Annotated in this window: 13 protein-coding genes; 6 read left to right on the top strand and 7 right to left on the bottom strand. The window is 72.9% G+C overall.

What is annotated here, in order from left to right:
- Positions 1-33: 33 nt before the first annotated feature.
- Positions 34-300 (top strand): hypothetical protein, encoded by a 267-nt coding sequence (locus ET526_RS05370; protein ID WP_135466653.1) that lies wholly within the window; start codon positions 34-36, stop codon positions 298-300.
- Between the two features lie 58 nt (positions 301-358).
- Positions 359-1,159 carry an SDR family NAD(P)-dependent oxidoreductase gene (locus tag ET526_RS05365; protein WP_135466652.1) on the top strand — a complete coding sequence of 267 codons (801 nt, stop codon included), beginning with the start codon at positions 359-361 and terminating at the stop codon, positions 1,157-1,159.
- 11 nt (positions 1,160-1,170) lie between these two features.
- On the opposite strand, the gene ET526_RS05360 is transcribed toward ET526_RS05365, so the two are convergent.
- On the bottom strand, positions 1,171-2,781 hold the full coding sequence (locus ET526_RS05360; RefSeq protein ID WP_135466651.1) for a GMC family oxidoreductase: 1,611 nt from the start codon (positions 2,779-2,781) through the stop codon (positions 1,171-1,173).
- Here ET526_RS05360 and mdoH point away from each other — a divergent pair.
- Positions 2,780-4,570, top strand: coding sequence for a glucans biosynthesis glucosyltransferase MdoH (mdoH, locus tag ET526_RS05355; protein ID WP_338025330.1), 1,791 nt, complete (start codon positions 2,780-2,782; stop codon positions 4,568-4,570). The genes ET526_RS05360 and mdoH overlap by 2 nt on opposite strands.
- Before the next feature lie 14 nt (positions 4,571-4,584).
- Here the strand turns inward: mdoH and ET526_RS05350 are convergent, their stop codons facing one another.
- Together ET526_RS05350 and ET526_RS05345 are read right to left on the bottom strand one after the other, a co-directional pair.
- Positions 4,585-5,712 (bottom strand): mechanosensitive ion channel family protein, encoded by a 1,128-nt coding sequence (locus ET526_RS05350; RefSeq protein ID WP_240048265.1) that lies wholly within the window; start codon positions 5,710-5,712, stop codon positions 4,585-4,587.
- Positions 5,713-5,946: 234 nt separating this feature from the next.
- Positions 5,947-6,405, bottom strand: coding sequence for a nuclear transport factor 2 family protein (locus tag ET526_RS05345; RefSeq protein ID WP_135466648.1), 459 nt, complete (start codon positions 6,403-6,405; stop codon positions 5,947-5,949).
- Between ET526_RS05345 and ET526_RS05340 the strand changes: the two genes are divergently transcribed.
- The 3 genes from ET526_RS05340 to gshB all read left to right on the top strand — a co-directional run bounded on the left by ET526_RS05340 (position 6,404) and on the right by gshB (position 8,827).
- Positions 6,404-6,886 (top strand): MarR family winged helix-turn-helix transcriptional regulator, encoded by a 483-nt coding sequence (locus ET526_RS05340; protein WP_135466647.1) that lies wholly within the window; start codon positions 6,404-6,406, stop codon positions 6,884-6,886. The two genes, ET526_RS05345 and ET526_RS05340, sit on opposite strands and share 2 nt — an antisense overlap.
- 77 nt (positions 6,887-6,963) lie before the next feature.
- Positions 6,964-7,815: a SirB1 family protein gene (locus ET526_RS05335; protein ID WP_135466646.1), complete on the top strand. Its 852-nt coding sequence runs from the start codon at positions 6,964-6,966 to the stop codon at positions 7,813-7,815.
- Between the two features lie 55 nt (positions 7,816-7,870).
- Entirely contained in the window at positions 7,871-8,827 is a 957-nt protein-coding gene (gene gshB, locus ET526_RS05330; protein ID WP_135466645.1) for a glutathione synthase, read from the top strand.
- A 19-nt stretch (positions 8,828-8,846) separates the two neighbouring features.
- Here gshB and ald read toward each other — a convergent pair whose 3' ends face one another.
- The 4 genes from ald to ET526_RS05310 form a co-directional block, all read right to left on the bottom strand.
- Positions 8,847-9,965, bottom strand: a complete 1,119-nt coding sequence (ald, locus tag ET526_RS05325; RefSeq protein WP_135466644.1) for an alanine dehydrogenase — start codon at positions 9,963-9,965, stop codon at positions 8,847-8,849.
- 64 nt (positions 9,966-10,029) lie between these two features.
- Complete coding sequence (locus ET526_RS05320) at positions 10,030-10,383, bottom strand: DMT family protein (RefSeq protein ID WP_135466643.1); 354 nt, start codon at positions 10,381-10,383, stop codon at positions 10,030-10,032.
- Positions 10,380-11,675: an AmpG family muropeptide MFS transporter gene (locus ET526_RS05315; protein ID WP_338025324.1), complete on the bottom strand. Its 1,296-nt coding sequence runs from the start codon at positions 11,673-11,675 to the stop codon at positions 10,380-10,382. Before ET526_RS05315 ends, ET526_RS05320 begins: the two co-directional genes overlap by 4 nt.
- A 295-nt stretch (positions 11,676-11,970) precedes the next feature.
- A complete protein-coding gene (locus ET526_RS05310) occupies positions 11,971-12,681 on the bottom strand; it encodes a ribonuclease activity regulator RraA (protein WP_135466642.1) in 711 nt (236 codons plus the stop codon).
- Positions 12,682-12,713: the final 32 nt, after the last annotated feature.

The following is a 12,713-nucleotide window of genomic DNA, read 5'->3' as shown; positions in this document are numbered from 1 at the left end:
GGCCGTCCCGGCCTTTCAATTCGAGGAACTCCCATGCGCTCCTATGAAGGCCAGTTCTCCGACAACCGTCCCCTCAGGCGCACGCGGGAGGAGAAGGTGCGCCAGCTCGCCGAGCTGAAGGAGACGCTGCGCGGCATGAAGCCGCATACCTCGCCCACGCTGCGCACCTCGATCGCCGCCAAGATCAAGGAGCTGGAGGCGGAGCTGGCCGCGCCGCCGCCGCAGCGCCGTCCCCCGCGCGAGGAAGGCTTCGGGGCCGGCCCGCGCCCGCCCCGCCGCCCGCGGCGCGAGGGGATCTAGCCAGCGGCGCCAGGGCCGCGCACCCTGCCGCCCGGACCACGAAGGGAGGGCGGACAGGATGCGCCTCAAGGACAGGATCGCGCTCGTCATCGGTGCCGGCCAGGGACCGGGCCAGGGTATCGGCAACGGCCGCGCCACGGCGCTGCGCTTCGCGCAGGAGGGGGCGCGCGTGCTCTGCGCCGACCGCGACCTCGCCTCGGCCGAGGAGACGGTGCGCATGATCGCCGAGGCGGGCGGCGAGTCCGCCGCCTTCGAGGCCGACGCCACGCGGGAGGCGACGCTCGCCGCCGCGGTGGCGGAGGCGGTGCGGCGCTGGGGCCGGCTCGACGTGCTGCACTACAATGTCGGCGTCTCCATCGCCGGGGGCGATGCCCCGCCCGAGGAGATCACCGAGGAGGCCTTCGACCGCATCACCGCCATCAACCTGCGCGGCTTCGTGATGAGCGTGAAGCACGCCCTCCCGGTGATGCGGCGCCAGCAGTCGGGGGTGATCCTCTCCATCTCCTCGGCCGCGGCGGTGGAGAGCTATCCCTATGTGGCGTACAAGTGCACCAAGGCGGCGATGGTCGCCTTCACCGAGCAGGTGGCGATCCAGAACGCCGAGTATGGCATCCGCTGCAACACCATCCTGCCCGGGCTGATGGACACTCCCATGGCGGTGGACACCCGCGCCCGCGCCACCGGGCGCCCGCGCGAGGAGGTCGCCGCCGAGCGCGACGCCAAGGTGCCGCTGCGCCGCCGCATGGGCACCGCCTGGGACGTGGCGAACGCCGCCCTGTTCCTGGCCAGCGACGAGGCGGGCTTCATCACCGGCGTCGCCCTGCCGGTGGATGGCGGGCGGCTGGTCAGGATCGGGTAGCGGAGTGCCGCTCACGCGGTGCGGCGGATCATCTCCGCCGCCCGCTCCGCCGTCATCAGCACCGCGGGATGGATGTTGGAGGAGGGCATCAGCGGGAAGACCGAGGCGTCCACCACCCTGAGGCCCTGCGTGCCGCGCACCCGAAGCTCGGTGTCCACCACCGCGCGGTCGTCGGTGCCCATGCGGTTGGTGCCGCAGGGATGATAGACGGTGGTGCCGCTGCTGCGCAGATAGGCGAGGAATTCCTCGTCGCTCCGCGTTTCGCGGCCCGGCGCCACCTCCTCCTCTACCAGCCCGGCGAAGGGCTGCGTCTCCGTGATCTTCCGCGCGAGCTGCGCCGCCGCCAGCATCACCCGCACGTCGGTCGGGTGCGTCAGGTAGTTGGCGCGGATCGCGGGCTTGTCCTCGGCGCGTGGGGAGCGCAGCGTGATCTCTCCGCGGCTGTCCGGGCGGCACTGGCAGAAATTGAAGGTGAACCCGGGGTACTTCGCCAGCCTCGCCGCCGACATCGCCTGGTTGGAGGTGTCGAGGCTGAAATTGACGAACTGGAACTGCACCTCCGGCTCCTCCGCACCCGGCAGCACGCGGGCGAAGAGGCTGGCCTCGGAGGCGCCGACCGTCATGTGCCCGCGCCGGCGCAGCATCCAGTCGAGGCCCATCCTCGCCGTGCGCACCGGGTTGGCGAGCGTCTCGTTCAGCGTGTCGCAGGGACGGGTGCGGAAGGCCATGCGGACCATGAAGTGGTCCTGCAGGTTCCTTCCCACCTCCGGCGCGTGCACCCGCGCCTCGATGCCGAGCGCCTGCAGCGCCGCGCCGTCGCCGATGCCGGAGAGCATGAGCAGCTTCGGGCTCTCGATCGCGCCGGCCGAGACGATCACCTCGCGCCGCGCCCGCCAGGTCTCCTCCTGCCCGTCCGGGCGGCGCACCACCACGCCCGTGGCACGGGTGCCGTCGAAGACCAGGCGGAGCGCGAGCCGCTCCGTCTCCACGCGCAGGTTCGGGCGCTTCAGCGCGGGGCGCAGATAGGCGACCGCCGGGCTCCAGCGCCGTCCGCGATGCACGTTGAGCTGGTTCGGCGCCACGCCCTCGTACCACTCGCCGTTGTTGTCGGGATTGCGGGGGAAGCCGAGCCGCACGCAGGTCTCGACGAAGGCGCGGCAGCCGGGGGTGGGCTCGGGCACCTCGGCGATCTGCATCGGACCGTCCTTGCCGCGGAAATCACTGGCCGGTCCGTGGAAGGTCTCGAGGCGGCGGAAGGCCGGCAGGCAGTCCTCGTAGGACCAGCCGCGCGCCCCGGCCTGCGCCCAGCGGTCGTAGTCGCGCGGGCTGCCGCGCAGGAAGACGAGGCCGTTCACGCTGCCCGAGCCGCCGATGACCTTGCCGCGCGGCCAGTACACGCTGCGCCCGTTCAGCTCCGGCTCGCCCTCGGTCTGGTAGTTCCAGTCGAATTTCCGGGTCACGTAAAGGCGTGCGAAGCCCATGGGGATGTGGATCCAGGGGTTGCGGTCCCACGGCCCGGCCTCGAGCACCACCACCTTCGCGCCCGGATCCTCGGAGAGGCGCCCGGCCAGCACGCAGCCGGCCGAGCCGCCGCCGACGATGACGTAATCCGCTTCGCGCATTCCTGGCTTCCCCACCCGATGCCGGCTATCACGCCATGGACGGAAGGAGGCGGCAAGACGGCGCGCCACCCCAATTCCGCCACGCTCCGCCGCCACAAGCCCCGCTGTGGATCAGCCCGCCTTCCCGCCACGCCGCCTCGCCTTTGCGACCCTCGTGCTGGCCATCGCTGCCCTGCTGCTCTGGCTCGCCTGGCGGGTCATGGCACCGGGCGGGTGGACGACGTGGGAGGCGCTGGCCTTCCTCTGTCTCGCCGGGACCGCGCCCTGGACCGCGCTCTGCGCCGCCAACGCGCTGACCGGCTTCGCCATCCGCCTCGGGGCGGGCGATCCGGCGGCGGCGGTGCTGCCGGCGCTGCGTCAGGCGCCGCCTGGGCCGCCGCGCCTTTCCACCGCCATCGCCGTCTGCGTGCGCAACGAGGACATGGCGGCGGTGCTGCCCCCGCTCGGGCGGCTGCTGGACGGGCTGGCGGCGGCGGGCGCGGCGGAGCGGTTCACGCTGTGGATCCTCTCCGATACCCGGCACCCCGCCCTGGCGCTGGCGGAGGAACGGGCGGTGCAGGCGTTCCGGTCCGGACGGCCGGACGCGGCGCGCATCCGCTACCGCCGGCGGGCCGAGAACACCGGCTTCAAGGCCGGCAACGTGATGGACTTCCTCGACCATCACGCGGCCGGGCACGACCTCATGCTCTGCCTCGACGCCGACAGCGAGATGAGCGCCGGGGCCGTGCTGCGCCTGGTCGCCTGCATGGAGGCGGATCCGCGCATCGCCGTGGTGCAGCAGCTCATCGTCGGCCGGCCGGCGACGGCGGCCTTCCCGCGGCTGTTCCAGTTCGGCATGCGCGCGGGGATGCGGAGCTGGGCCACGGGCCAGGCCTGGTGGCAGGGGCCGGAGGGCCCCTATTGGGGCCACAACGCCATCCTCCGCATCGCCCCCTTCCGCGCGCATTGCCGGCTGGAGGCGCTGCCGGACGGGCGCCCCATCCTCTCCCACGACCAGGTGGAGGCGGTGCGGCTGCACGCCGCCGGCTGGGGCGTGTGGTGCCTGCCGGAGGAGGAGGGCAGCCTCGAGGGCAATCCTCCCGCCCTGCCGGAGTTCATGGCGCGCGACCTGCGCTGGGCGGCGGGCAACATGCAGTACTGGCACCTGCTGCGCCTGCCCGGGCAGACCCCGATGGGGCGCTGGCAGCTTGCGCAGGCCATCCTGCTGTTCCTGGGCGCGCCGCTCTGGGTGGGGGTGCTGGTCTTCTCCGCGCTGAATGCCGCGACCGGAGGGGCGGCGGAAACCCCGCGGGGCGCGCTGCTGGCGCTGATGCTCGCCACCTGGGCGGCGCTGCACGCGCCGAAGCTGCTCGGCTACGCCGAGGTGCTGCTCCGGCGCCGCCTCGCCGCGCGCTATGGCGGCCGGGCGGCCTTCCTGCGCGGGGCGCTGGCCGAGATCGGCTTCACCACCCTGCTCGACCCGGTCAGCGTGCTCAACAAGGCGATGTTCCTGCTGGCCTTGCCCTTCGGGCAGCGGCGGGCGGGCTGGGCGCCGCAGAACCGGGCCGATCGCGGCGTCTCCTGGGCGGATGCGGCGCGGCTGCTCTGGCCGCACACCCTGTTCGGGGCGCTGGTCTTCGGCCTGCTGCTGGCGACGGCGCCCATGGCGGCGCTTTGGGCACTGCCCTGGGCGGGGGGGCTGCTGGCGGCGATCCCCTTCTGCGTGGCCACCGCCTCGCCGCGCCTTTCCGCCGCGCTGCGTGCGCGGGGGATCGCGGCGACGCCCGAGGAACTGGCCGGCCGGGGCTGACCGGGGCGGTCCTGCTATCCGGCGACGCCGGACAGGCTCCGCTGCCGGGCCGCGTCCCGGGAAGCCGGCTCGATCTCCGCCCGGCGGCGTGGCAGCGCGCCGGGATGCTCGGCCTGCAGCCAGATAATGATTCTCTCCCGCACCTCGCAGCGCAGGTCGAAGGCCCGCCCGGCATTGCCGGCGCTGACCAGCATGCGCACCTCCATGGTGTCCTGCCGGAAGTCGGTGACCTGCAGGGTCACCACCTGGCCGTCCCAGTTGGGGGAGGAGCGGACGATCTCCCGCAGCTTCGCGCGCATCTCCTCGAGCGGCGCGGTGTAGTCGAGGTAGAGGAGGACGCTCCCGATCAGCGACGCGCCCTCGCGCGTCCAGTTCTGGAACGGCTGCTCCAGGAAGTAGCTCAGGGGCAGGATCATGCGCCGCCAGTCCCACAGCCTGACGACGACGTAGGTGGAGCTGATCTCCTCCACATTTCCCCACTCGCCCTCGACGATGACGGCGTCGTCGAGGCGAATCGGCTGGGTCACGGCAAGCTGGATGCCGGCGAACAGGTTCCTCAGCAGCGGCTGCAGCGCCAGGCCGAGCACGATGCCGGCCGCGCCGCCTGCGGCGAGCAGGCTGACCCCGTATTGCCGCACGCCATCGAAGGTCATCAGCGCCGCGGCGACGGTGAAGAGGATGATCACCGTGCCCGCGACCCGCTTCAGGATCCGCGCCTGGGTCGCGTGCTTACGGGCGAGGAGGTTGTCCTCCGCCTCCAGCCGGAAGCGACGGAGGTGGACCGTGGTCCAGATGTGCAGGGCGGTGAGCGCCACCCAGCCGAGCAGGCAGATGAAGCCGACCAGCAGGAGATGCCGCAGCCCCGACCGCCCGGCCGGCGCCAGCGGGGCGAGCTCCGCGGCGATGGCCAGGACGAAGGTGATGATCCCAAGCCGTACCGGCCCGGAGGTGCGGGCGACCAGGGACCGCCAGAACAGGTCGCGCTCCTGGACCAGCCGCGTGGCGAGGCGGAACAGCACCCGGTGCAGCAGCAGGGCCAGGATGGCCGCGCCAGCCAGGATCAGCAGGTTGGCGAGCCATGGCGGCATCCAGCCCAAGGCGATGGGGAGGTCCCGAGCGATGCGCGTGATCCCTTCCGGCAATGATTCCTCCGTCCCGATCCGGTGGCGCGGCGGCATGCCGCGCCCCGCCCCGGCGGAGCCCGGCATCCGCGGAAGGAGAACCCGCCGGAAGGGGAATGGTTGAGCAGCACCCGGCCCGGCACTCGCACAGGTTACTGCTTCGGACCGGCCATCGCCGCTCGCGCGGCGAGCCAGACGCGCCGAGGCGCGCACCGGCGCTCGAGGGCGGACCGGTCACGATCCGCGAGGCCGGCGTCAGTCCAGCCGCGACCAGCCCTCGAACACCGTCTCGCGCGCGATCCTTCCCGCCCGCATCTCGAAGACGTGCAGCAGGCGCAGCTCCACCCGCGCGCCCTTGCCATAGGGGGCATTGGCGAAGCCGTCGCCGGTGGTGCGGAAGCGGACGCGGCAGTCATCCACCACCCGGTCGGCGGTGGCGAAGCGGTCGAGCGGCTCGATCTCGACCTCGGCCATGGAGGCGAACATGCGCCGGTAATTGGCCTCGATCTCCCCATGCGAAGCGAGGCGGAGGCGGCGCGAGGGGACCTCCAGCACCACGTCGTCCGTATAGAGCGCGAGCACCGCCTTGGGGTCCTGGGCCTCGCCGCGGATATGGGCATCCACGATGGCGAGGTTCTCGGCAATCGGGTCTGGCACGGAATGGCCCTTTTCGTCATATGGACTGACTAAAATAGGCAGGATATCTGACGGCATGTCAAGCGCTGTCTCCCTCAGGCATCCCCCGCCGGGCCGCAACGCCCCCGAATCGCACCGGACCCTCGGCTGGCTGCTCCGCCTGCCCTACGCCGTGCTGGCCGAGCGCGTGTACGGCGGCCTGGCCGCGCGCGGCTTCCCCGACATCCGACCCGCCCATGGCAGCCTGTTCCGCCACATCCGCCCCGAGGGCTCGCGCCTCACCGAGCTTGCCGAACAGGCGCAGATGACCAAGCAGAGCATGGCCTACCTCGTGCAGTCCCTGAGCGAGGGCGGCTATGTGGAGACGGTGCCGGACCCCGAGGACGGCCGCGCCCGGCTGGTGCGCCTCACCCCGCGCGGCCGGCAGGTGCTGGAGACGCTGCTGGCGCTGAGCGCCGAGGCGGAGGCGGCGCTGGCGGCGCGGCTCGGCGCGCGGAAGATGGCGCGGCTCCGCGGCCTGCTCGAGGAGCTGGCGGAACGGCTGGAGGCGGAACGCTGACCCCGTCGGGCCGCTACCCCTCCCTGCAGGCGGGGTCGCGACTTGCGGCGCGCCGGCGGGGTGGCAAGACTGGGACGATGGCTCCCACCCCCCAGGACGAGGCCCGCGCCGCCCTCGCCGCGGCCGGGCAACTGCCCGATTCCGAGATCGAGATCGCCGCCGTCGCCCTGCAATTCGCCCGCATCGACGCGCCGGAGGCCGACTGGCGGGAGGCCGCGCGCCTGCTCTCCGCCCTGGCCCAGGACGCCGTCGCCGCGGCGGCGGCGGACCGCGCGGCCGATGCCGGCGACCCGGACCGGCGCCGCGCCGTGCTGGCCGGGGTGATCCATGGCCGCCACGGCTTCGCCGGCGACAGCCTCACCTACGACGACCTCGCCAACGCCAACCTGATCCGCGTGGTCGAGCGCCGGCGGGGCCTGCCGGTCGCGCTCGGCATCCTCTGGCTGCATGCGGCGGAGGCGGCGGGCTGGGCCGCCCATGGCGTGGACTTCCCCGGCCATTTCCTGGTCGCCCTGGAGGGGGAGCGCGGCCAGGCGCTGGTCGATGTCTTCGCCGGCGGCACGCCGCTGGCCGCCCCCGAGCTGCGCGCGCTGCTCAAGCGCTTCGAGGGCGAGCGGGCCGAGCTGCGCCCCGGCCTGCTGCGGCCGATGGACCGGCGCGCGGTGCTGCTCCGGCTGCAGAACAACATCAAGCTGCGCCGCCTGCGCGCGGGGGACGTGGCGGGGGCGCTGACCTGCACCGAGGACATGCTGCGCCTCTGCCCCGACCATGCGACGCTGTGGCGCGAGGCGGGGCTGATGAACCGGCGGCTGGACCGCATCGGCGCCGCGCTGCACTGCCTCGACCGCTCGCTGGAGCTGGAGCCGCGCGGCGAGGCGGCGGAGCGCACCCGCGCCGTCGCCGAGGAGCTGCGCCACCGGCTGAACTGAGCGAAGGCCCGCCCGCGCGTCGCCACGGCGGCAGCGCACCGGAGGAAGGAACCCGATGTCACGCACCCTGCGGGTAGCGGTCCAGATGGACCCGATCGAGACCATCAACATAGACGCCGACAGCACCTTCGCCCTGATGCTGGAGGCGCAGGCGCGTGGCCACGCGCTGTGGCACTACCTGCCGCGTGACCTGGCGCTGACCTCCGGCCGCGTGCTCGCCGCCGCCCGCCCGGTCACGGTGGAGCGCATCAAGGGCGCGCACTGGCGCTTCGGACCGGAGGAGGAGCTCGACCTCTCCGCCATGGACGTGGTGCTGATGCGCCAGGACCCGCCCTTCGACATGGCCTACATCACCGCCACCCACATCCTGGAGCACATCCATCCGCGGACGCTGGTGGTGAACGACCCCGCCGCGGTGCGCAACGCGCCGGAGAAGCTCTACGTCACCCATTTCCCGGACCTGATGCCGGAGACGCTGGTGACGGCCGACCGGCGCCAGATCATGCGCTTCCGCGAGAGGCACGAGACCATCATCCTGAAGCCGCTGTTCGGCAATGGCGGCGCCGGCGTGTTCCTGGTGAAGCCGGACGACATGAACCTCAACGCCCTGCTCGAGATGTTCACCGAACGCTCGCGCGAGCCTCTGGTGGTGCAGAAATACGTCCCCGCGGTGCGCCAGGGCGACAAGCGCATCATCCTGGTGGACGGCGAGGCGCTCGGCGCCATCAACCGCGTCCCCGCCGAGCGCGAGGCGCGCTCCAACATGCATGTCGGCGGCAGGCCGGAGAAGACCACCCTGACGGAGCGCGAACGCGAGATCTGCGCCCGCATCGGGCCGGAGCTGAAGAAGCGCGGCCTGATCTTCGTCGGCATCGACGTGATCGGCGGCTACCTGACCGAGATCAACGTCACCTCCCCGACCGGGCTGCAGGAGATCGCGCGCTTCGACGGGGTGCACCTGGAACGCGCGATCTGGGACGCGATCGAGGCGAGGGTGGTGCTCCGCGCCTGACCCGTCCGGCGGGCGCCGCTCAGCCGGCGAGCGCCCGCTCCGCCGGCAGCAGGTCGAGACCGAGCGCCGCCGCCACCGCCGGGTGCGTCACCCGCCCGGCATGGACGTTCAGCCCGCCGGCGAGGTGCGGATTCTCCGCGCAGGCGCGCTTCCAGCCCTTGTCGGCGAGCTGCAGCGTGAAGGGCAGGGTGGCGTTGTTCAGCGCCACCGCCGAGGTGCGGGCCACCGCCCCCGGCATGTTGGTCACGCAGTAATGCACCACCCCGTCCACCACATAGGTCGGATCGGCATGGGTGGTGGGGCGGGAGGTCTCGAAGCAGCCGCCCTGGTCTATCGCCACGTCCACCACCACGCTGCCCGGGCGCATGCGCCGCACCATCTCCCGCGTCACCAGCCGCGGCGCCGCCGCGCCCGGCACCAGCACGGCGCCGATGACGAGGTCGGCCTCGATCACCGCCTCCTCGATGCTGTCGCTCGTGGCGAACAGCGTGTCCACGGCGCCGTTGAACTCGGCGTCCAGCGCCTGCATCACGCGCGGCGACTTGTCGAGCACCGTCACCCGCGCGCGCATGCCATGCGCGATGCGCGCGGCGTTCGAGCCCACCACCCCGCCGCCGATGATCGCCACCTTGGCCCCCGGCACGCCGGGCACGCCGGAGAGCAGGATGCCGGCCCCGCCTGCCTCCTTCTCCAGGCAGCGGGCGCCGACCTGCACCGCCATGCGCCCGGCCACCTCGCTCATCGGCGCGAGCAGCGGCAGGCCGCCCTGCGCGTCCGTCACCGTCTCATAGGCGATGGCGGTGCAGCCGCTCTCCATCAGCCCCTTCGCCTGGTCGGGGTCGGGGGCGAGGTGGAGGTAGGTGAACAGCACCTGGCCGGGGCGGAGCTGCGCCCATTCCCGCGGCTGCGGCTCCTTCACCTTCACCACCAGCTCCGCGCGGGCGAAGACGGCGGCGGCGTCCGGCACGATGGCGGCGCCGGCGGCGCGATAGGCCTCGTCGGGGAAGCCGATGGCGGCGCCGGCGCCGGTCTCCACCAGCACCTCATGCCCGTGCGCGACGAGTTCCCGCACCGAGGCGGGAACCAGGCCCACCCGGTATTCGTGGACCTTCACCTCCTTCGGGACCCCGACCAGCATGGCGCGCCCTCCCTTCCAACACGCCCGTCATGTGGGCAGCCGCCGCGGCGGCACCACCCGCCGCTCAGTCCACCGGCAGGAAGATGAACACCACCGCCGCCACCAGGCAGCCCATGGCGGCGAAGTAGGTCCAGCGCAGCCCCTCCCCCAGCCACAGCACGCTGAAGACGGCGAAGACCGAGAGGGTGATGACCTCCTGCATGATCTTGAGCTGCTGGCCGGTGAAGGCGCCGGAGGCGTAGCCGATCCGGTTGGCCGGCACGGCCAGGCAGTATTCGAAGAAGGCAATGCCCCAGGAGACGAGAATGGCCATCCACAGCGGCCAGGCGGGCACCTTCAGGTGGCCGTACCAGGCGAAGGTCATCAGCACGTTGCTGCCGACCAGCAGCAGCGGCGTCAGCACCGGGGCATTCGTCATCGGGCGGCGCGGTCCTCGGGGGGCAGGCGGCGCAGCAGCCAGAGCATGATGCCCATGGCCGGCAGGGCCGCGACGGTGGTGAGCAGGAAGAAGGGCGTCCAGCCGAGCCCCTCGGCCAGCCAGCCGGCCGAGGCGCCGACGGTGCGCAGCGGCACCGCGGCGAGGGAGGAGAGCAGCGCGTACTGCGTCGCCGTGAAGGCGCGGCTGGTCAGGCTCGAGAGGTAGGCGACGAAGGCGGCATCGGCCAGGCCGTCGGTGAAGTTCTCGACCCCCACCTGGGCCCACAGCATGGGCACGCTGTGCCCGGCCTGGTCGAGCGCCACGTACATCAGGTTGGAGAGCATCTGCAGCATGCCGGTCAGCACCAGGGCACGCCCGATGCCGATCCGCGCCACCAGCCAGCCGCCCGCCAGCGCCCCGCCGAGCGTGGCGAAAAGGCCGAAGACGCCGGCCACCGCCGCCACCTCGGTGCGCGAGAAGCCGAGCGAGCGGTAGAAGGGCGCGGTCATCACCCCCGCCAGCGCCTCCCCCAGCTTGAACAGCGCGATGAACAGCAGGATCGCGAGCCAGTGGCGGCGGCGCACGAAATCCGCGAAGGGGTCGATCACCGCGGCACGGATCCGCGACGCCCAGCCGCCGCGGTGCGGCGGCGGCGCCGCCGGTTCGGGGGCCAGCATGACGGCGAGGAAGCCGACGCCGATCAGGGCGGCGCAGTAGGCGAAGGCCACCGGCCAGCCCGCCACCTCGGCCACCGCCAGCGCCCCGGCATTGCTCGCCAGCAGCGCGCCGCGATAGCCCCAGACATAGACGGCGAGGCCGTAGCCCTGGTTGCGCTCCTCCAGCACCTCGATGCGGTAGGCGTCCACCACGATGTCCTGGCTGGCCGAGAGGAAGGCGACCAGCACGGCGAGGGCGACCGTCAGCGTCGCATCCACCGAAGGGTCGGTCAGCCCCATCGCCAGGATCGCCAGCGCCAGCACGGGCTGCAGGCTGGCGAGCCAGCCTCGCCGCCGTCCCAGCCCGCGGAAGGCCGGCGGCGGCGCGTGGTCGAGCAGCGGCGACCAGAGAAACTTCAGGGAATAGGCAAGCCCGATCAGCGCCGTCAGCCCGATCGCGGTCAGCGACACCCCGACCTCGGAGAACCACTGCCGCAGCACGAAGGCGGTGAGGGGCAGCGGCACGCCGGCCGAGAAGCCAAGCGCCAGCAGAACCAGGAAGCGCCGGTCCCGCCAGGCGCGCGCCGGCGCCCCGGCTGCCGCGAGGGCCATCCGCTCCCCGTCAGGGCCGCCCATGCCCGCCTGTGCTCGCCGCAACGGCTCCAACCCTTCGCTGGCAGGGCGGCCTCATGTCTCCGGTCGGAGCCCGGCCGTCCACGATCCACGACGGAGACGTCTCCGCTCGCCCCTGCCTGCGGCAAGCGGCTCCAAGCCTTCGCTGAGTGAATTCGCACTCCCGGCCGAGTCCGGCCTCGGCGATCCGCTTAGCAGAGGAGCGGCAGCGCGGCCAAGCACCATGCCGGGCCCTCGCCCGCCCCGGCCGCGTCGCGTGGCGGTGCGGGCACAGGGCGCCTGCGCGGCGCGCCGCGTCCTATGCCTTGCGCGTCTCCGCCTCGTAGCGCGCCCTGTTCTCGGCATTGGGCGGGTAGAGGCCGGGCAGCCTCTCCCCCGCCTCTACCTTCGAGACGATCCAGGCCTCGAGGCGCTCCTGCTCCTCCCCCGTCGCCGCTACCTCCCGCACCAGGGCGGCGGGAATGCAGACCGCCCCGTCCTCGTCGCAGACGATCACGTCGTCGGGGAAGACCGCGACGCCGCCGCAGCCGATCGGCTCCTGCCAACCGACGAAGGTGAGGCCGGCGACGGAGGGCGGCGCCGCGCCGCCGCGACACCAGACCGGCATCCCGGTGCCGTTCACCCCGGCGACGTCGCGCACCGCGCCGTCCGTCACCAGCGCCGCGACGCCGCGCCGCACCAGCCGCGCGCAGAGGATGTCGCCGAAGATGCCCGCATCGGTCACGCCCATGGCGTCGGCAACCGCGATGCAGCCCTCCGGCATCTCCTCGATCGCGGCGCGGGTGGAGCGGGGGGAGGACCAACTCTCGGGCGTCGCCAGATCCTCGCGCGCCGGGACGAAGCGGAGGGTGAAGGCAGGCCCGACCAGGCGCTTCCCCTTGGCCGAAGGGGTGAAGGGCAGCGGCCCGCGCATCCAGATGTTGCGCAGCCCCTTCTTGAGCAGGACGGTGGTGATGGTGGCGGTGGAGATCCGCTGCAGCGTCTCGCGCAGCGCGGGGTCGAGGGCCATGCCGTTCCTCCTTCGGTCGGTGCGGAGTGCTT

The organism is Crenalkalicoccus roseus, from assembly GCF_004761865.1.
Lineage (GTDB): Bacteria > Pseudomonadota > Alphaproteobacteria > Acetobacterales > Acetobacteraceae > Crenalkalicoccus > Crenalkalicoccus roseus.
This window is presented reverse-complemented; position numbering and strand designations above follow the sequence as displayed.